Origin of the sequence: Streptomyces sp. NPDC057428 (assembly GCF_042803195.1) — a bacterium.
Classification (GTDB): domain Bacteria; phylum Actinomycetota; class Actinomycetes; order Streptomycetales; family Streptomycetaceae; genus Streptomyces.
Window position 1 is genome coordinate 53806 of the sequence record NZ_JBHVCT010000017.1, and the last position, 20148, is coordinate 73953.

The window sequence follows — 20148 nt, forward strand, 5'->3', positions numbered from 1 at the left end:
GGGGGTTTTCGCTGTCCCGTTCCCCGCGAAGGAGTGCCCGCCGTGCCTGAACTGCCCGAGGTCGAAGTCGTACGGCGCGGTCTGGAGCGCTGGGTGTCCGGTCGAACCGTCGAGGACGTCGAGGTGCTGCATCCGCGTGCGGTCCGCCGGCACCTCGCGGGCGGAGCCGATTTCTCCGCGCGGCTCCGCGGTCTGCGTTTCGGCACGGCGCTGCGACGTGGGAAATACCTCTGGGTCCCTCTCGACGAGGCGGACTCGTCGATGCTCGGCCACCTCGGCATGAGCGGTCAGCTCCTCGTGCAGCCCACCGAGGCGGCGGACGAGAAGCACCTGCGGATCCGCATCGGCTTCGACGACGACCTCGGCACCGAGCTGCGCTTCGTCGACCAGCGGACCTTCGGTGGGCTGTCGCTCCACGGGAACACCCCGGACGGGCTGCCCGACGTCATCGCGCACATCGCCCGGGACCCTCTCGACCCGGCCTTCGACGACACGGCCTTCCACGCGGCACTGCGCCTGCGCCGCACGACGGTCAAGCGGGCACTGCTCGACCAGTCCCTGATCAGCGGGGTCGGCAACATCTACGCCGACGAGGCGCTCTGGCGCAGCCGGCTCCACTACGAGCGGCCGACGGCGACCCTGACCCGGCCGAGGACGGCGGAGCTGCTCGGCCATGTCCGCGATGTGATGCGGGAGGCCCTGGCGCAGGGCGGGACCAGCTTCGACAGTCTCTACGTCAACGTGAACGGCCAGTCCGGCTACTTCGACCGGTCACTGGACGCGTACGGACGCGAGGAGGAACCCTGCCACCGGTGCGGGACGCCGATCCGCCGCAGGCCGTGGATGAACCGCTCAAGCTACTTCTGTCCCCGCTGCCAGCGCCCGCCGCGGGTCTGAGCCACCGTGGGCCGTGGATTTCCCGGGCGAGCGGCGGGATTCAGACCCCTCGCGCCGCGTCGTACCGGTCCCGGGCCTCGATGATCTCGCTGCGCCCGCCCCCGCAGGCCACAGGGGCGGGCGCGCACGTGGTCCCGCTGTGCGCGGACTCGGATCAGAAGCCGAAGTCCTGTGTCCACCAAGGGCCGCCGGCACCGAGGTGCACACCGACGCCGAGCGTCGTGTAGTCGCAGTTGAGAATGTTCGCGCGGTGGCCGTCGCTGCTCATCCAGGCATCCATCACTGCCTGCGCGTCGGCTTGGCCCCGCGCGATGTTCTCGCCGCCGAGACCCTCGACCCCGGCTGCCGCGGCGCGGTCCCAGGGGGTGGCCCCGTCCGGGTCGGTATGGCCGAAGAAGTCCCGCGCGGCCATGTCCTCGCTGAAGTCCTGGGCGAGCGCGGTCAGCGGCGCGCTCCTGGTCACCGGGCTGCAGCCGACCTTCGCCCGCTCCTCGTTGACCAGGGCGAGTACCGCGGCCTGCGCGGAGGTGGAGGCGGGGCTCGACGGTGCCGTGGCCGTACGGGTCGGGGCAGCCGACGGGGTCTTCGTTGCGGTGAGGGCCTTGGTGGCGGGGCGGGACGACCTGCTCTTCGATGCTGGAGCCTTCGTCCTCTCCGGAGTCTTGGCCGCCCGCTTCGACGCGCTCGCCGAGGGCTTGTCGCTCGGCTTCTCGCTCGGGGTGGCGGAGGGGGACGTCGACGGTGCGGCCGAAGGGTCGGCGCTGCTGCCCGCCCCGGCCGATGCGGAGGCCCCGCCGGTCGGCTCGGCCGACGCGTCGCCCTGGGTCAGCAGGTCCGGGCCACCGCCCGAGCGGACCTGGTCCGCGGCCGGTCCGCCGCTGACGCTGTAGGTGCCGCCGCCGGGCACAAGGCCGGAGGCGACGGCGACGGCGCCGACGGCCACGGCCGCCGAGACTCCGAGCAGTCCGGCGCGTACGGGCCGTCGCACCCGCTTCCTCCGGCGTGCACTCCGGGCCCCGCCCGCCGCTTCTGCCGCGTGCTGCTCAGCGGCGGGGGCTGCGCCTGCGCGTCGATGGCGTCCCATGCGCTGTGCCTTCCTCGTGCTCCGGGCGTCGTTGCGACGTCACCGTATTCTTGATCAAACTCACCCGTTCGGGTGAGTCATTGCGAGGGGACCTTACGCCATGGCGGATTGGGGTGCCGTGCTCCTCGTGCAATTGGCCCGTTAGCGTTCGGGCATGAACACAGATGCGCGTCTCGTCGTATGGGTACGCGGCCGAGTACAGCAAGTAGGGTTTCGCTGGTTCACCAGGGCAAATGCTTTGGAGATCGGCGGGCTCACCGGCTTCGCCCTCAATCTCGACGACGGCCGGGTGCAGGTTGTGGCGGAAGGGCCGCGTGAGAATTGCCACCGCCTGCTCGACTGGCTCGGCTCCGACGACACACCCGGACACGTGGACGGAGTCACTGAGATCTGGGACACGCCTCGCGGCGGATATGAGGGATTCGCGATCCGCTGACTGCTCGCCCGGGGGAAGGACCCGGATCCGTTCCGTGTTCGCGAGGACGCCGGCTGTGACCGGGAGGGCCGATAGAGCCTCGCACCCGAAATGACCTGCGAAAGGGCCGGGCGGCGGAGCATGGTTGCCAAGAAGTGGATGTCATGCCAGGCTGCGGCTTTGACGAAGATCTTCACGCCCCTCGGGTGCCCGCAGGAGAGTCGCGCCGCATGATCGACAAGCCGCGCGCCCCCGGGACGCCCGGTCATCGGCGTGTGATCGTGTTGACCGTCAAACTTTTTGGTGAGACTCTGAAAACCCCGCGCACCTCAGCTGTTCGGCAGAGCTGGTGACAGCAGAACAGCAGTGGATACACAGCACTGCCGAACACCGCGGGTGCGATTTCCACGACCCACACCGCATTCGGTCGGTCACTCAGTGTGGAGGACCATCCATCATGGCAAAGGCGCTTCTCGGTTACGTCGGCGGTTCCGACCCGCGACTCCTCGCCGAGATGCGACGGCTTCAAAAGCGCGTCCAGGACCTGGAATCCGAGCTCGTACGGATCCAGGACGAGAACGACGCGCTGAACGCCGCCGCCCACCACCAGGAGTCGCTGCTCGACAGCATCGACATCGACGTACCCCAGGCGGAGCCCGCGCTGACCTGACCCCCCAAGGCCCTGTCGGGGCCGGTCGGGCCAAAAGTGCCAGCTGCTCGGGACCAACCATGAAATGTCTTCGTCGCGGATCGCTGTCCTGGGCCGCCGGGCATCACCCGGAACCCGGTCCATCGGCGATCCGTCGATCAAGGCTGTGCGCGGAAACCGCATGAGCCGTGTCGCGCAGGACATACAAGGGACGCTTCGGCGTCCCTTCTTTCTTTCCTCCGGCCCGCCCCCGGTCCCTCTCTCTCGCTTAACGTCTGATGTGCCCTGCACCTTCATCAGCGAAACCGAGAGTGAAAGGTAGAGTCCGGCGGCGTGCACCTCAAGGCCCTGACCCTGCGTGGTTTCAAATCATTCGCGTCCGCCACTACCCTTCGGTTCGAACCGGGGATCACGTGTGTCGTCGGCCCCAATGGATCGGGCAAATCCAATGTGGTGGACGCGCTCTCCTGGGTCATGGGTGAGCAGGGCGCCAAATCCCTGCGCGGCGGCAAGATGGAAGACGTGATCTTCGCCGGTACCACCGGCAGACCACCGCTCGGCCGTGCCGAAGTGTCGCTGACCATCGACAATTCCGACGGCGCGCTTCCCATCGAGTACGCGGAAGTGACGATCACGCGGATCATGTTCCGCAACGGCGGCAGCGAATACCAGATCAATGGCGACACCTGTCGGCTCCTCGACATCCAGGAACTCCTCTCCGACTCCGGTATCGGCCGCGAGATGCACGTCATCGTCGGTCAGGGCCGGCTGGACTCCGTCCTGCACGCCGACCCGACCGGACGCCGCGCTTTCATCGAAGAGGCAGCGGGGGTGCTCAAGCACCGCAAGCGCAAGGAGAAGGCGGCCCGGAAACTCGAGGCGATGGGGGCCAACCTCGCCCGCGTCCAGGACCTCAACGACGAACTGCGGCGCCAGCTCAAACCGCTGGGGCGGCAGGCGGCCGTCGCCCGCAGGGCCGCCGTCATCCAGGCCGACCTCCGCGACGCCAGGCTGCGGCTCCTCGCCGACGACCTGGTGGGACTGCGGGAGGCGCTGGCGGGTGAGATCGCCGACGAGGCCGCGCTCAAACGGCGCAAGGAGAGCACCGAGGCCGAACTCAAGGCCGCGCTCGCCCGCGAGGCGGACCTGGAGGACGAGGTCCGGCGGCTGGCACCGCGGCTGCAGCGGGCCCAGCGGACCTGGTACGAACTCTCCCAGCTGGCCGAGCGGGTACGGGGCACGATCTCGCTCGCCGAGGCGCGGGTGACGAGCGCCACCGGTGCGCCGGAGGAGGAGCGGCGCGGGCGCGATCCGCAGGACATGGAACGTGAGGCCGCGCGGATCCGTGAGCAGGAGGCCGAGCTTGAGGCGTCCCTCGAAGCGGCGGAGCACGCGCTGGAGGACACCACCGCGCACCGGTCCGAACTGGAGCGGCAGCTGGCCGCCGAGGAGCGCAGGCTGCGGGACGCGGCCCGCGCGATCGCCGACCGGCGCGAAGGGCTGGCGCGGCTGACCGGGCAGGTCAATGCCGCCCGCGGCCGGGCGGGTTCGGCGCAGGCGGAGATCGACCGGCTGGCAGCCTCACGCGACGAGGCGCAGGAGCGGGCGGTGGCGGCGCAGGAGGAGTACGAACAGCTCAGGGCCGAGGTCGAGGGCATGGACGCGGGCGAAGCCGAGCTGGCGGAGCGGCACGAGGAGGCCAAGGGGCAACTCGCGGCGGCGGAGGCGGCACTCGGCACGGCGCGCGAGACGGTCACCGCCGCGGAGCGCAGCCGTGCGGCCGTCTCCGCCCGGCACGACGCCCTGTCGCTGGGGCTCCGCCGCAAGGACGGCACCGGGGTGCTGCTCGGCTCGGGCGACAGGCTGCCGGGCCTGCTCGGACCCCTGGCCGAGCTGGTCACCGTGGTCCCGGGACACGAGGTCGCCGTGGCGGCTGCGCTGGGCGCGGCTGCCGACGCGATCGCGGTGACGGACCCGGCCACAGCGGCGGAGGCGATCCGCCTGCTGCGCAAGCAGGACGCGGGCCGTGCGGCGCTGGTGCCTGGCGGTGCAGGCCCGGGTCTGGTGCCCGCGCAGGGGGCGGAGCAACCGCAGGGGCCGGCGGCCACCGCCGCCGCGGGCCGTCAGGTGCCCGGGCAGTCGTCCGGGACGGATCATGCCGCCCCGGTGCCCGCCGGACAGCCCGCGCAGTCACCGGCCGGCGTCGCCACCGGGGACAGTCCCGCGCCCCCGGTGGCCGGCCTGCTGCGGGGGCCCGCCGAACTGCTCGGCCGCGTACGGCGGCTGGTGCGCGACATGGTCGTCGTCGGGACCCTGGAGGACGCTGAGGAACTGGTGGCCGCCCATCCCGGTCTGACCGCGGTCACCGCCGAGGGCGACGTCCTGGGTGCCCACTTCGCGCACGGCGGCTCCGCCGGTGCGCCCAGCCTGCTGGAGGTGCAGGCCTCCGTCGACGAGGCGGCCGCCGAACTGGCCGAGCTCGAGGTGCGGTGCGGGGAACTCGCCTCGGCGCAGCGTGCCGTGGCCGCGAGTCGAGGTGACGCTGCCGCCCTGGTGGAGGAGCTGGGGGAGCGGCGCAGGGCCGCCGAACGCGAGAAGTCGGGGGTGGCGCAGCAGCTGGGACGGCTGGCCGGGCAGGCACGCGGGGCCGTGGGGGAGGCCGAGCGTACGACGGCCGCCGCGCACCGGGCGCAGGAGGCGCTGGAACGGGCCACCGAGGAGGCCGAGGAACTGGCGGAGCGGCTGCTGGTGGCCGAGGAGACTCCCGTCGAGGAGGAGCCGGACACATCCGTACGGGACCGGCTCGCCGCCGACGGTGCCAACGCGCGTCAGACCGAGATGGAGGCGCGCCTCCAGGCCCGTACTCACGAGGAGCGGGTCAAGGCTCTGGCCGGCCGGGCGGATGCTCTGGACCGGGGGGCCCGCGCCGAGCGGGAGGCGCGCGCCCGCGCCGAGCAGCGCCGTGCCCGGCTGCGCCACGAGGCCGCGGTGGCCCGGGCGGTGGCTTCGGGGGCCCGGCAACTGCTCGCCCATGTGGAGGTCTCGGTCCTACGGGCGGACGAGGAGCGGACCCGGGCCGAGGCGGCGAAGGCCGAGCGTGAGCGGGAGCTCGCCGCGGAGCGGGCCCGGGGCCGTGACCTCAAGAGCGAACTCGACCGTCTCACCGACTCGGTGCACCGGGGTGAGGTGCTCGGAGCCGAGAAGCGACTGCGCATGGAGCAGGTCGAGGCGAAGGCGCTGGAGGATTTCGGTGTCGAGCCGGCGGCCCTGGCCGCCGAGTACGGACCGGAACAACTGGTGCCGCCGTCGCCCGCCACCGAGGGGGAGGAGCTCCCGGCCGACGCCGGGCACCCGCGCAACCACCCGAAGCCCTTCGACAGGGCCGAACAGGAGAAGCGGCTGAAGGCGGCCGAACGGGCGTATCAGCAACTCGGGAAGGTGAATCCGCTCGCCCTGGAGGAGTTCTCGGCCCTGGAGGAGCGGCACAAGTTCCTCTCCGAGCAGCTCGAAGACCTGAAGAAGACCCGGGCGGATCTGATGCAGGTCATCAGGGAGGTCGACGAGCGGGTCGAGCAGGTCTTCACCGAGGCGTTCCGTGACACGGCCCGTGAGTTCGAGGGCGTCTTCGCCCGGCTCTTCCCCGGGGGCGAGGGGCGGCTCGTCCTCACCGACCCGGACAACATGCTGACGACCGGCCTCGACGTTGAGGCCCGGCCGCCGGGCAAGAAGGTCAAGCGCCTCTCACTGCTGTCCGGAGGCGAGAGATCCCTTACGGCCGTTGCCCTGCTGGTCTCCATCTTCAAGGCCAGGCCGAGCCCGTTCTATGTCATGGACGAGGTCGAGGCGGCGCTGGACGACACCAATCTGCAGCGGCTGATCCGGATCATGGAGGAGCTCCAGGAGAGCTCCCAGCTCATCGTGATCACGCATCAGAAGCGGACGATGGAGGTCGCCGACGCGCTGTACGGCGTCTCGATGCAGGGTGACGGGGTATCGAAGGTGATTAGCCAGCGGATTCGCCGGGAGGCGCGCCGGCCGGCCTGACGGAGAGCCAGACTGTCTTTACCTGATCTTCAACACTTCACAGTGTGATGTAGCAATTCCTGGGCAGGCGTGAGCCACGCCTGCGTCGAAGGTGCACTTTGACTTCAGGACTTGAATACATAGCTTCATTGATGTCGTTTTTGCCTTCAAGTGGTGGTCGGCGGAGTGTTGTGCGCCACTAAGAGGGCTCACCCCCACACCTGACGTTGCGGCCAGGTAACAGGAGTTCATGTGACCAGCACAGCGCGCGGACCGGAGTCCGGAGCCAGGGACGCCCACCCGGAGCATCTCGGCCATGTCATCTTCATCACGGCAGCCGCAGCGATGGGCGGCTTCCTCTTCGGCTACGACAGTTCCGTCATCAACGGCGCGGTCGAGGCCATCCGCAGCCGCTACGACATCGGGTCGGGCACACTCGCACAGGTCATCGCGATCGCCCTGATCGGCTGTGCGATCGGTGCGGCCACCGCGGGACGCATCGCCGACCGCATCGGCCGTATCCGGTGCATGCAGATCGCCTCGGTGCTGTTCACCGTCAGCGCCGTCGGCTCCGCACTGCCGTTCGCCCTCTGGGATCTGGCAATGTGGCGGATCATCGGCGGCTTCGCGATCGGTATGGCCTCGGTCATCGGCCCGGCCTACATCGCCGAGGTCTCTCCGCCCGCCTACCGCGGCCGCCTCGGCTCGTTCCAGCAGGCCGCCATCGTCATCGGCATCGCCATCTCGCAGCTGGTGAACTACGGCATCCTGCAGATCGCCGACGGCGACCAGCGGGGCGAGATCGCCGGCCTCGAGGCGTGGCAGTGGATGCTCGGTGTGATGGTCGTCCCGGCGATCCTCTACGGGCTGCTGTCCTTCGCCATCCCCGAGTCGCCGCGCTTCCTGATCTCCGTCGGCAAGAAGGACCGCGCCCGGAAGATCCTCGAAGAGGTCGAGGGCAAGAACACCGACCTTGACGCGCGCGTGAACGAGATCGAGACGGCGATGCGCCGCGAGCACAAGTCCAAGTTCAGCGACCTGCTCGGGAGCCGCTTCGGCTTCCTGCCGATCGTCTGGGTCGGTGTCGGTCTCTCGGTCTTCCAGCAGCTCGTCGGCATCAACGTCGCCTTCTACTACTCGGCGACGCTCTGGCAGTCCGTCGGCATCGACCCGACCGACTCCTTCTTCTACTCGTTCACCACGTCCATCATCAACATCATCGGCACCGTGATCGCCATGATCCTCGTGGACCGGGTCGGCCGCAGGCCGCTCGCGCTCGTCGGATCCACGGGCATGGCCGTCGCGCTGGCGTTCGAGGCCTGGGCCTTCTCCGCGGATCTGGTGGACGGCAAGCTGCCGAACACCGAGGGCACCGTCGCCCTGATTGCCGCGCACGTCTTCGTGCTCTTCTTCGCACTCTCGTGGGGTGTCGTGGTCTGGGTCTTCCTCGGTGAGATGTTCCCGAACCGGATCCGGGCCGCTGCCCTGGGTGTCGCCGCGTCCGCGCAGTGGATCGCCAACTGGGCGATCACCGCGAGCTTCCCGAGCCTGGCCGACTGGAATCTCTCGGGCACCTACATCATCTACGCCTGCTTCGCCGTGCTCTCGATCCCCTTCGTGCTCAAGTTCGTGAAGGAGACCAAGGGCAAGACGCTGGAGGAGATGGGCTGATCCCCACTGTCCCGCCCCTCGACCCGCTGCCCCGGTCTGGCCCCCCGTGCTGCCCGGGGCAGCGTCGTGCGGTGGACGCGGCCGGGCCGCCGAGGCTGTGTCAGGAACCGGCGGCGTCCGTCGGGGCGCGGCAGTGGCGCGTCGCGCACCCGGCCGGTGCGCTCGGCGTCGGGGACGGAATCCAGGCCGCGGTTCTCCACGGGCAGCAGTGTGCGTTTACCCCCAAAAGTGGCATACAGCTCTAACGGTCTCCCTTGCCGCCCTCCGGAACCGCGCCCGGACCACAGCCGTGGCCGATACTGGACACGTTATGGAAATCGTCATCCTTGCTGTAGTCATCGCCCTGGTCGCGGTCGCCCTGATCAGCGGGCTCGTGGTCAGCAGCCGCAAGAAGAAGCAGCTGCCGCCCTCGGCACCGTCGAGCACGCCGACCATCACTCCTCCCGCCGAACCCCATGTCGGCGAGGAAGCCGAGACGCCGCGCGACGAAGCGCGGCGCACCATCGAGGAGGTCGGTCTTCCCGGCACCGGGACTCCCGTCGAGGACACCCCGGTGGTCCTCGAGCCGGAGATCCCCGCGCTCGAAGTACCCGAGCCCACCGCGGGCCGCCTGGTCCGCCTGCGCACCCGGCTCGCCCGTTCGCAGAACTCCCTGGGCAAGGGGCTGCTCACGCTCCTGTCCCGCGACAACCTCGACGAGGACACCTGGGAGGAGATCGAGGACACCCTCCTCACCGCCGACGTCGGAGTGGCCCCCACCCAGGAGCTGGTGGAGCGGCTCCGTGAGCGGGTCCGTGTCCTCGGCACCCGTACGCCCGACGAGCTGCGCGCGCTCCTGCGCGAGGAGCTCATCACCCTGCTCGGTCCCGGTCTCGACCGCGAGGTCAAGACGGAGGGCGGTGCCGAGACCCCGGGCGTCGTCATGGTCGTCGGAGTCAACGGCACCGGCAAGACGACCACGACGGGCAAGCTCGCCCGCGTGCTCGTCGCCGACGGCCGCAGCGTCGTCCTCGGCGCCGCGGACACCTTCCGCGCCGCCGCGGCCGACCAGCTCCAGACCTGGGGCGAGCGTGTCGGTGCGCGCACGGTGCGCGGTCCCGAGGGCGGCGATCCCGCGTCTATCGCCTTCGACGCGGTGAAGGAAGGTATCGCCGAAGGCGCCGACGTGGTCCTCATCGACACCGCGGGCCGGCTCCACACCAAGACGGGCCTGATGGACGAGCTCGGCAAGGTCAAGCGCGTCGTGGAGAAGCACGGTCCGCTCGACGAGATCCTGCTCGTGCTGGACGCCACCACCGGGCAGAACGGGCTGGTGCAGGCACGGGTCTTCGCCGAGGTCGTCGACATCTCCGGCATCGTCCTGACCAAGCTGGACGGCACCGCCAAGGGCGGCATCGTCATCGCCGTTCAGCGCGAGCTGGGGGTCCCGGTGAAGCTCATCGGCCTCGGCGAGGGCCCGGACGACCTCGCCCCGTTCGAGCCGGGCGCCTTCGTCGACGCTCTGATCGGCGACTGACCGAGGCGCGGCACGCGGGCGAAGGGCGGTGGACCCGAGAGGTTCACCGCCCTTCGGCGCTCACCACCGGTGACATATGTAGGCGAGGGTGCCCAGCAGCAGCCTTGCCTGCGGGGGAGCGGCGGCCGTCCCGGGCGCCGGTGGCCGCAGCCAGCGGACGGGACCGAGGCCGCCGAGGTCCGAGGGCGGCGCCGTGATGTACGCACCCGCTCCGAGTGCCCGCAGGTCCAGATCCGCGTCGTCCCAGCCCATCCGGTAGAGCAGGCCGGGCAGTCCGGCAGCGGCCCCGGGGGCCACGAAGAACTGTGCGCGCCCCGTCGGGGTGACCGCCACCGGCCCCAGCGGCAGCCCCATCCGTTCCATACGCACCAGCGCGCGACGGCCGGCCGTCTCGGGGGCGTCGAGCACGTCGAAGCTCCGGCCTACGGGGAGCAGCACCGACGCACCCGGCACCTCGGCCCAGGCGTCCGCGGCCATGCCGAGGGTGGCGCCGGGAGGGACCTCCGACGCGAAGCCCAGCGGATGGGCGCCGGGGGCCGCGCATGCGGGGTCGCCGCACGAGCAGACGCCCGCGGCCGCCCGCGCGCCGGGCGTCACGGCCCAGCCCCACAGCCCTGTGTACTCGGCCACCGCCGTGGCCCCGCCCGCGCGGCGGCGGCGCCGCGGCCCGCCCGAGCGCATCTCCCGGATGCCGCCGATCGTGAAGCCCATGCCCCCTCCAACGGGTCCGACTCGCCGGTGGTTACGACCCGGAGTCACCGAAGGCATCCGCGGCCGCCCCGGACCGGCGGCGCACGGGGTGGCGTACATGGGGTGCGCGATGCGGCGCCCACGCCCCAGAACGCCTCACTCCGCCTGCTGCTGATCGCGGTCTGTCAAGTCAATCGCGGTCCGCCCCGAGCGCGTTCATCCGAAGGGGTGGCGAATGGTGGCGTTTCAGCAATCACCGTCGCGGCAGCGGTGATCGTAGGATTACCGTGGGTACTCGAACCTGCAATTGCATGTGCCCCTGGGTATGCCCCAGGCAATCCGATGATCTGTTCGACGGTGCGCAACGCGCGTACAGAAGGCACCGAGGCACGGCATTCTGATAGAGGTTCGCGCGACGGGTTTCAGCGGGATGGGGGCGTTCCAGTGGGTGGCAGCGGCGCAGGCGAGACGGATGCCGGGAAGCGCTCCAACGCGCGGTTGGGTTCGTGGTTCGTGCGCAGCGGCTGGTCGAAGGGGGAGCTCGCGCGGCAGGTGAACCGCCGGGCACGCCAGATGGGCGCCCACCACATCAGCACCGACACCTCCCGGGTGCGCCGCTGGCTCGACGGCGAGCAGCCCCGCGAACCGATCCCGCGCATCCTCTCGGAGCTCTTCTCCGAGCGCTTCGGCACCGTGGTCGCCGTCGAGGACCTCGGACTGCGCGCCGCCCATCAGGCACCCTCGGTGGCGGGCGTCGACCTGCCCTGGGCCGGCCCTCAGACCGTCGCCCTGCTCAGCGAGTTCTCCCGCAGCGACCTCATGCTCGCCCGGCGCGGATTCCTCGGCAGCTCCCTCGCCCTGGCGGCGGGGCCCACCCTTATCGAACCCATGCAGCGCTGGCTGGTGCCCGTGGCCCCCGCGGCGCAGGGTGAACCCGAGCGCCCGGTCGCGGTGAGCCGGCCGTCCCGGCTCTCAGGGCCGGAGCTCGACCTGCTGGAGTCCACCACGGCGATGTTCCGCCAATGGGACGCCCAGTGCGGTGGCGGGCTGCGCCGCAAGGCCGTCGTCGGTCAGCTGCACGAGGTCACCGACCTGCTGCAGGAGCCGCAGCCCGAGGCCACCTCCAAGCGGCTGTTCCGCTGCGCTGCCGAACTGGCGGAGCTGGCGGGCTGGATGAGTTACGACGTGGGCCTCCAGCCCACCGCGCAGAAGTACTTCGTGCTCGCCCTGCACGCCTCCAAGGAGGCGGGGGACAAGCCGCTCGGCTCGTACATCCTCTCCAGCATGAGCCGGCAGATGATTCACCTCGGCCGGCCCGACGACGCCCTGGAACTCATCCACCTCGCCCAGTACGGAAGCCGGGAGTGCGCCACCGCCAGGACCCAGGCCATGCTGTATGCGATGGAGGCGCGCGCGTACGCCAACATGGGCCAGCCGAGCAGGTGCAAGCGAGCGGTCCGGATGGCCGAGGACACCTTCGCCGACGCCGTGCTCGACGACGAGCCCGAGCCCGACTGGATCCGCTTCTTCTCCGACGCCGAGCTGCACGGCGAGAACGCCCACTCCTACCGTGACCTCGCCTATGTCGCGGGCCGCAGCCCCACCTACGCCTCACTCGCGGAGCCCGTCATGGCCCGCGCCGTCAAGCTCTTCGGGGACGACGACGAACACCAGAGGTCCTACGCGCTGAATCTGATCGGCATGGCCACGGTGCATCTCCTCAAGCGCGAGCCGGAGGAGTCGACCGTGCTGGCCACCCAGGCCCTGAAGATCGCCAGGAAGGTCAGATCGGAGCGCGTCAACACCAGGCTCCGCAAGACCGTCGACACCGCTGCCAGGGACTTCGGTGACATCCCCGAGGTCGCCCGGCTCACCGACCTGCTCACCGAGCAGCTCCCGGAGACCGCCGAAGCGGTCTGACCGGCACACGTTCCACCGGCCACGACAGCCGCCCCGTACCACCCGACTCGGCTCCCCCATTGCCAGGTCAGCGGGTCGCTGCCGTGGCCGGTTCACGTCCCGGGGTGATCGGAGCGCACCGTATGCGGCGCTGCGGGCATGGTAGGCAGCGCACCGGGTCCGACACCGGTGGTTCACCGGTACGTAACACGCGGGCTCCCTTCGTCACTGCGGCGAAACATCGTGCGGCATTCGTGGAAACCGCGTTGCGCGAATCTCATGGCGCATAGCCGGCCCGCACCTTTTCACCGTGGGCCCGCACCCCCGCACGAGGCCGCCCCGAGGACGAGGAGACGCCGATGCCCCCAGGCATCACGACGCTTGCCGCAGACGCCCCCGAGCTGTCTGCCGCCAACACAGGGTTCATGCTCATCTGCACCGCCATGGTGATGCTCATGACCCCGGGCCTGGCCTTCTTCTACGGAGGCATGGTCCGCGTCAAGAGCACCCTGAACATGCTGATGATGAGCTTCATCAGCCTCGGGATCGTCACGATCCTGTGGGTCCTCTACGGATTCAGCCTCGCGTTCGGCACCGACGTCGGCTCCGTCATCGGATGGAGCTCGGACTACGTCGGCCTCAGCGGGATCGGGGTCACCGAGCTGTGGGACGGCTACACCATCCCGGTGTACGTCTTCGCGGTCTTCCAGCTGATGTTCGCCGTCCTGACGCCCGCCCTCATCAGCGGCGCCCTCGCGGACCGCGTCAAGTTCACCTCCTGGGCCCTGTTCATCACCCTCTGGGTCACCGTGGTCTACTTCCCGGTCGCGCACTGGGTCTGGGGCGCCGGCGGCTGGCTCTTCGAGCTGGGCGTCATCGACTTCGCCGGTGGTACGGCCGTGCACATCAACGCCGGTGCCGCAGCCCTCGGCGTGATCCTCGTCATCGGCAAGCGGGTCGGCTTCAAGAAGGACCCGATGCGGCCGCACAGCCTGCCGCTCGTGATGCTCGGCGTGGCACTCCTGTGGTTCGGCTGGTTCGGCTTCAACGCCGGCTCCTGGCTCGGCAACGACGACGGTGTGGGTGCCGTCATGTTCGTCAACACGCAGGTCGCCACCGGCGCGGCGGTGCTCGGCTGGCTCGCCTACGAGAAGGTCCGCCACGGCTCCTTCACCACCCTCGGTGCCGCCTCCGGCGCCGTCGCGGGCCTCGTCGCCATCACCCCCGCGGGCGGAGCGGTCAGCCCGCTCGGCGCCATCGCGATCGGTGTCATCGCCGGCGTCGTGTGCGCCATGGCGGTCGGCCTCAAGTACAAGTTCGGCTACGACGACTCCCTCGACGTCGTGGGTGTCCACCTCGTCGGCGGTGTACTCGGCTCCCTGCTCATCGGCTTCTTCGCGACCGGCGGAGTGCAGTCCGACGCCAAGGGCCTCTTCTACGGCGGCGGGCTCGACCAGCTCGGCAAGCAGGCCGTCGGTGTCTTCGCGGTCCTCGCGTACTCTCTGGTCGTCTCCGCGATCCTGGCCCTCCTCCTCGACAAGACCATCGGGATGCGCGTCAGCGAGGACGTCGAGATCTCCGGCATCGACCAGGTCGAGCACGCCGAGACCGCGTACGACTTCAGCGGCGCCGGCGGCGGTTCCGCCCCGCGCACCACGGCATCGGCGCCCGGCAACGGGGCAGCCCCGACGAACAAGAAGGTGGACGTATGAAGCTCATCACCGCAGTCGTGAAGCCGCACCGCCTGGACGAGATCAAGGAGGCCCTCCAGGCCTTCGGCGTCCAGGGCCTCACGGTCACGGAGGCCAGCGGTTACGGGCGTCAGCGCGGCCACACCGAGGTCTACCGGGGTGCCGAGTACACCGTCGACCTCGTCCCGAAGATCCGCATCGAGGTGCTGGTCGAGGACGAGGACGCCGAACAGCTCATCGATGTGGTCGTCAAGGCCGCCAGGACGGGCAAGATCGGTGACGGAAAGGTCTGGAGCGTCCCGGTCGACACGGCCATCCGCGTGCGGACGGGTGAACGCGGCCCGGACGCACTCTGACCGACGGTTCCTGTGAACGGAAAGGCAGCTGGGTGACGAGCACCGAAGTGACCACCGAATCCGAGGACTCGGGACCCAGCGGTTACGCGGCGGCCCGGCTGCGTCTCCTCCAGGAGGAGACGAGGCCCGGGCCGCCGCGCCGTGCGGCGCTCGCCCGGCTCACCGACGACTGGCTGACCGGTCTGTTCACCGCGGCAGCCGAGCGGGCGGGCATCCGGGGCGCGGCCCTCGTCGCCGTCGGCGGATACGGCCGGGGCGAACTCTCGCCCCGCAGCGACCTCGACCTCCTGCTCCTGCACGACGGCACCGCCGACGCCGCCGCGGTCGCCGCCCTCGCCGACGGGATCTGGTATCCGGTCTGGGACCTCGGCCTCGCCCTCGACCACTCCGTACGCACCCCCGGCGAAGCACGCGGCACCGCGGCGGAGGACCTCAAGGTCCAGCTCGGACTGCTCGACGCGCGCCCCGTCGCCGGCGACATCGGCCTCGTCGCCGGACTGCGCACCACGATCCTCGCCGACTGGCGGAACCAGGCCCCCAAGCGTCTGCCGGCCCTCGACGAGCTCTGCCGCGAGCGCGCCGAACGCATGGGTGAGCTCCAGTTCCTCCTCGAACCCGACCTCAAGGAGGCTCGCGGAGGCCTCCGCGACGCGACCGCCCTGCGCGCCGTCGCCGCCTCCTGGGTCGCCGACGCCCCCCGCGAAGGGCTCGCCGAGGCCCGACGCACCCTGCTGGACGCCCGCGACGCCCTCCACCTCACGACCGGACGGGCCACCGACCGCCTCGCCCTTCAGGAACAGGACCAGGTCGCCGGGGCCCTCGGCCTTCTTGACGCCGACGCCCTGCTGCGCCAGGTGTACGAGGCCGCGCGGACCGTCTCGTACGCCACCGACGTCACCTGGCGCGAGGTCAACCGAGTCCTGCGCTCCCGCTCGGCACGGCCCCGGCTGCGGACCCTCTTCGGCGGTGGCGCCAAGGCCGCCCCCGAACGCACCCCGCTCGCCGAAGGCGTCGTCGAGGCCGACGGCGAGGTCGCCCTCGCCCGCACCGCGCGCCCGGAACGCGACCCCGTGCTGACCCTCCGTGCGGCAGCCGCCGCTGCCGAGGCCGGACTGCCGCTCTCCCGCCACCTCGTGCGCCACCTGAGCACCGCGGCCCAGCCGCTGCCCGTGCCGTGGCCTCCCGAGGCCCGCGAGGAACTCGTCACCCTGCTGGGCGCCGGGGAAGCGTCCGTGGGCGTCTGGGAGGCCCTCGAGTCGGAAGGCATCATCACCCGCCTGCTGCCCGACTGGGAGCGGGTCCACTGCCGGCCGCAGCGCAACCCCGTCCACACCTGGACCGTCGACCGCCACCTGGTCGAGACGGCCGTCCGCGCGTCCCACCTCACCCGCCGCGTCGGCCGCCCCGACCTGCTGCTCGTCGCGGCCCTGCTGCACGACATCGGCAAGGGCTGGCCCGGGGACCACTCCGTCGCGGGGGAGGTCATCGCCCGGGACATGGCCACCCGCATCGGCTTCGACAGACAGGACGTCGGCGTCCTGGCCACGCTCGTACGCCATCACCTGCTGCTCGTCGACACGGCCACCCGGCGCGACCTCGACGACCCGGCGACCGTACGCGCCGTCGCCACCGCCGTCGGCAGCGCCTCCACCCTGGAACTCCTGCACGCGCTCACCGAGGCCGACGCGCTGGCCACCGGTCCCGCCGCCTGGAGCGCCTGGCGCGCCTCACTCGTCGCCGACCTCGTCGGGCGGGTCGCCGCGCTCCTCGCGGGTGAGGAGCCCCCGGTGCCGGAGCCGCTCGCCCCCAGCGCCGAGCAGGAGCGTCTGGCCGTCGAGGCCCTGCGCACCGGCGAACCCGTGCTGTCGCTGCACACCCGGCCGGAACCGCCCTCCGAGGACGGCCGGCCCGAGCCCGTCGGCGTCGAACTCCTCATCGCCCTGCCCGACCGCGCCGGGGTGCTGCCCGTCGCCGCCGGAGTGCTGGCCCTCCACCGCCTCACCGTTCGCGCCGCCGACCTGCGGGCCGTCGAGCTCCCCACCGGACTGGGGGGCAAGGCGGATCTGCTGGTGCTCAGCTGGCGGGTCGCGGCCGAGTACGGTTCGCTCCCGCAGGCCGCCAGGCTCCGTGCCGACCTCGTACGCGCCCTGGACGGCTCCCTGGACATCCGGGCCAGGCTCGCCGAACGCGAGGCCGCCTACCCCCGGCGGCGCGGGGTGAAGGCCCCGCCGCCCCGGGTGGCCGTAGCCCCGGCCGGATCACGCCTGGCCACGGTCATCGAGGTCCGTGCCCAGGACGCCCCGGGGCTGCTGCACCGGATCGGACGGGCACTGGAGCAGAGCGCGGTGCGGGTGCGCAGCGCCCATGTCTCCACGCTCGGGGCGAACGCCGTGGACGCCTTCTACGTCACGGACACCGAGGGCGCGCCGCTGCCCCCGGAACGGGCCGCCGAGGTGGCCAGGGAGGTCGAGAAGGAGCTGGGCTGACAGTGCTGCTCCAGGTCCGTTCGTCACGAGAAACGGGCGAGGGCTTTGCGTTCTCCGGGGTCCGGATACCCTGGAGGGCGACTGACCTGCCCCGCCCCCGACCCTGAGGACCGACGAGCGCCGTGTTCGATACTCTCTCCGACCGCCTTAGCGCGACTTTCAAAAACCTCAGGGGCAAGGGCCGCTTGTCCGAGGCGGACATCGACGCCACGGCTCGCGAGATCCGTATCGCCCTGCTCGAGGCCGATGTCGCCCTCCCAGTGGTGCGCGCGTTCATCGCCAACGTCAAGGAGCGGGCGCGCGGCGCCGAGGTCTCCCAGTCGCTGAACCCGGCCCAGCAGGTAGTCAAGATCGTCAACGAGGAGCTCGTAGGCATCCTCGGCGGCGAGACCCGGCGGCTGAGGTTCGCGAAGAACCCGCCCACCGTGATCATGCTCGCGGGCCTGCAGGGTGCCGGTAAGACCACCCTCGCCGGAAAGCTGGGCCTCTGGCTCAAGTCCCAGGGCCACTCCCCGCTGCTCGTCGCGTGTGACCTCCAACGGCCCAACGCCGTGAACCAGCTGAGTGTCGTCGCCGACCGCGCGGGTGTCGCGGCGTACGCGCCGGAGCCGGGCAACGGCGTGGGCGACCCGGTCAAGGTGGCCAAGGACTCCATCGAGTTCGCCAAGGCCAAGGTCCACGACATCGTCATCGTCGACACCGCCGGCCGCCTCGGCATCGACGAGGAGCTGATGCGGCAGGCCGCCGACATCCGCGACGCGGTGAGCCCCGACGAGATCCTCTTCGTCGTCGACGCGATGATCGGCCAGGACGCGGTCAACACCGCGGAGGCCTTCCGTGACGGCGTCGGCTTCGACGGCGTGGTGCTGTCCAAGCTCGACGGCGACGCCCGCGGTGGTGCCGCCCTGTCGATCGCCCACGTCACGGGCAAGCAGATCATGTTCGCGTCGAACGGTGAGAAGCTCGAGGACTTCGACGCCTTCCACCCCGACCGCATGGCGTCCCGCATTCTCGACATGGGTGACCTGCTCACCCTTATCGAGCAGGCGGAGAAGACCTTCAGCCAGGAAGAGGCCGCCAAAATGGCCTCCAAGCTGGCGTCGACCAAGGGCAAGGACTTCACGCTCGACGACTTCCTGGCGCAGATGGAGCAGGTCAGGAAGATGGGCTCCATCTCCAAGCTGCTCGGGATGCTGCCCGGCATGGGGCAGATCAAGGACCAGATCAACAACATCGACGAGCGCGACGTGGACCGCACCGCCGCGATCATCAAGTCGATGACCCCGAAGGAGCGCGCCGAGCCCACGCTCATCAACGGCTCGCGCCGGGCCCGCATCGCCAAGGGTTCGGGTGTCGAGGTCTCCGCGGTGAAGAACCTCGTGGAGCGCTTCTTCGAGGCCCGCAAGATGATGTCGAAGATGGCCCAGGGCGGCGGCATGCCGGGGATGCCCGGCATGCCGGGCATGGGGGGCGGCCCCGGCCGTCAGAAGAAGCAGGTCAAGCAGGCCAAGGGCAAGCGCAAGAGCGGCAACCCGATGAAGCGCAAGGCCGAGGAGCAGGCCGAGGCGGCCCGCCGGGAGCAGGCGGCGCAGGGTGGCGCGTTCAACCTGCCCGCCCAGGAGAAGAACTTCGAACTCCCCGACGAGTTCAAGAAGTTCATGGGCTGACCGGCCCGCCGCACGGAGGAAGGGGCGCCCGCCCGGCGGGGCGCCCCTTCGCGCTCCCGTCAGGTCACGCACACCAGGTAGCGGAAGACGTTCGGCATCCACACCGTGCCGTCGGCCCGCAGATGCGGATGCAGGGCTTCCGCGACCTCTTTCTCCACCTGGTCGCGGTCCGTCGCACGTACGGCGGCGTCGAACAGCCCGGTCGACAGCAGCCCGCGCACCGCGCTGTCCACGTCCGCGTATCCGAACGGGCAGGACACCCGCCCCGAGCCGTCCGGTTTCAGTCCCGCCCGGGCCGCAACGTCCTCCAGGTCGTCCCGCAGAGCAGGCCGCCAGCCGGCCTGAGGGCGCGGTGCGCGCGCGGACTCGGTGAGCCGGGCCGCGACCCGGAGCACCGGAGCCGTGGCGCACCGCTCCGGCGGCCCCCAGCCGGCCAGCACCACCGTCGTCCCGCGCACGGCCAGCGGAACGGCCGACGCCAGCGCGGGCGCGAGCCCCTCGGAGTCACCGTCCGTGCAGCCGATCGGCTGGAAGGCGGTCAGCAGGTTGTACGGCGCCGGGCGGTCCGCGGCAGCCGCCGTGACGCTGTCCACGAGCCTGGCGCGCGGAGCGCCGCTCCCGGTGCCGGTTTCCTGGCCCGTCCCGGCGAGCAGGCGTTCACGGGCCAGGGCGAGCCGTTCCAGGTCGCTGTCGACGCCGGTGACGCGCGCCCCGCGCGAGGCCGCGATCAGCAGCGCCAGCCCGGAACCACAGTCGAGGGAGAGCATCCGCGTGCCGGTCCCCACCTCGAGGCGCTCGTACACCGCCTCGTATAGGGGCGCGAGCATGCGCTCCTGGATCTCGGCCCAGTCACGGGCGCGGGTACCGGCGTCCACCGGGTCGGACGGGTCCGCGTACCTGTGGTGCCGGACGAGCGTTGGTGTCATGGAATGCGCCCCAATCCGCCGTGAGGTCGGTCGTGCCCGAGTGAGGTCCCCCATGTCTGTGTGCTGTGCATGTGTGCCCACAGCCCCCGTACGCCAGGGAACTCCGCACAGGCGGTCCCGTCCAGAGGTCGGACGGGGTGGGATGGCATTGCTCGCGTGCTCCCGTCGTGCGCCCCCA

Annotated in this window: 14 protein-coding genes; 11 read left to right on the plus strand and 3 right to left on the minus strand. The window is 71.0% G+C overall.

Going from position 1 to position 20148, the window contains the following annotated elements:
• Positions 1-42: 42 nt before the first annotated feature.
• The gene (mutM, locus tag ACFU5K_RS09750; RefSeq protein ID WP_384058649.1) at positions 43-897 is read left to right on the plus strand and encodes a bifunctional DNA-formamidopyrimidine glycosylase/DNA-(apurinic or apyrimidinic site) lyase; all 855 of its coding nucleotides are present in this window, start codon (positions 43-45) and stop codon (positions 895-897) included.
• Positions 898-1051: 154 nt separating this feature from the next.
• Here mutM and ACFU5K_RS09755 read toward each other — a convergent pair whose 3' ends face one another.
• Positions 1052-1981, minus strand: coding sequence for a CAP domain-containing protein (locus tag ACFU5K_RS09755; RefSeq protein WP_384058651.1), 930 nt, complete (start codon positions 1979-1981; stop codon positions 1052-1054).
• A gap of 154 nt (positions 1982-2135) precedes the next feature.
• Between ACFU5K_RS09755 and ACFU5K_RS09760 the strand changes: the two genes are divergently transcribed.
• The 5 genes from ACFU5K_RS09760 to ftsY all read left to right on the plus strand — a co-directional run bounded on the left by ACFU5K_RS09760 (position 2136) and on the right by ftsY (position 10255).
• Complete coding sequence (locus tag ACFU5K_RS09760; RefSeq protein ID WP_384058653.1) at positions 2136-2417, plus strand: acylphosphatase; 282 nt, start codon at positions 2136-2138, stop codon at positions 2415-2417.
• 436 nt (positions 2418-2853) lie between these two features.
• A complete protein-coding gene (locus ACFU5K_RS09765; RefSeq protein ID WP_203182693.1) occupies positions 2854-3066 on the plus strand; it encodes a hypothetical protein in 213 nt (70 codons plus the stop codon).
• 312 nt (positions 3067-3378) lie between these two features.
• Positions 3379-7089 (plus strand): AAA family ATPase, encoded by a 3711-nt coding sequence (locus ACFU5K_RS09770; RefSeq protein WP_384058655.1) that lies wholly within the window; start codon positions 3379-3381, stop codon positions 7087-7089.
• Positions 7090-7320: 231 nt separating this feature from the next.
• On the plus strand, positions 7321-8739 hold the full coding sequence (locus tag ACFU5K_RS09775; RefSeq protein WP_384058657.1) for a sugar porter family MFS transporter: 1419 nt from the start codon (positions 7321-7323) through the stop codon (positions 8737-8739).
• Between the two features lie 310 nt (positions 8740-9049).
• Positions 9050-10255, plus strand: a complete 1206-nt coding sequence (gene ftsY, locus ACFU5K_RS09780) for a signal recognition particle-docking protein FtsY (protein WP_384058659.1) — start codon at positions 9050-9052, stop codon at positions 10253-10255.
• A 60-nt stretch (positions 10256-10315) separates the two neighbouring features.
• Here ftsY and ACFU5K_RS09785 read toward each other — a convergent pair whose 3' ends face one another.
• On the minus strand, positions 10316-10966 hold the full coding sequence (locus ACFU5K_RS09785; protein ID WP_384058661.1) for a bifunctional DNA primase/polymerase: 651 nt from the start codon (positions 10964-10966) through the stop codon (positions 10316-10318).
• Positions 10967-11389: 423 nt separating this feature from the next.
• Between ACFU5K_RS09785 and ACFU5K_RS09790 the strand changes: the two genes are divergently transcribed.
• The 5 genes from ACFU5K_RS09790 (at position 11390) to ffh (ending at position 19044) form a co-directional block, all read left to right on the plus strand.
• The gene (locus ACFU5K_RS09790; RefSeq protein WP_384058662.1) at positions 11390-12865 is read left to right on the plus strand and encodes a hypothetical protein; all 1476 of its coding nucleotides are present in this window, start codon (positions 11390-11392) and stop codon (positions 12863-12865) included.
• Positions 12866-13203: 338 nt separating this feature from the next.
• Positions 13204-14556 (plus strand): ammonium transporter, encoded by a 1353-nt coding sequence (locus ACFU5K_RS09795; protein WP_384058664.1) that lies wholly within the window; start codon positions 13204-13206, stop codon positions 14554-14556.
• A complete protein-coding gene (locus tag ACFU5K_RS09800; protein ID WP_033304048.1) occupies positions 14553-14891 on the plus strand; it encodes a P-II family nitrogen regulator in 339 nt (112 codons plus the stop codon). The genes ACFU5K_RS09795 and ACFU5K_RS09800 overlap by 4 nt, the downstream gene beginning before the upstream one ends.
• 32 nt (positions 14892-14923) lie before the next feature.
• Positions 14924-17377 carry a [protein-PII] uridylyltransferase gene (locus tag ACFU5K_RS09805; protein WP_384058666.1) on the plus strand — a complete coding sequence of 818 codons (2454 nt, stop codon included), beginning with the start codon at positions 14924-14926 and terminating at the stop codon, positions 17375-17377.
• 122 nt (positions 17378-17499) lie between these two features.
• The gene (gene ffh, locus ACFU5K_RS09810) at positions 17500-19044 is read left to right on the plus strand and encodes a signal recognition particle protein (RefSeq protein WP_384058668.1); all 1545 of its coding nucleotides are present in this window, start codon (positions 17500-17502) and stop codon (positions 19042-19044) included.
• Between the two features lie 59 nt (positions 19045-19103).
• On the opposite strand, the gene ACFU5K_RS09815 is transcribed toward ffh, so the two are convergent.
• A complete protein-coding gene (locus tag ACFU5K_RS09815; RefSeq protein WP_384058670.1) occupies positions 19104-19970 on the minus strand; it encodes an SAM-dependent methyltransferase in 867 nt (288 codons plus the stop codon).
• Positions 19971-20148: the final 178 nt, after the last annotated feature.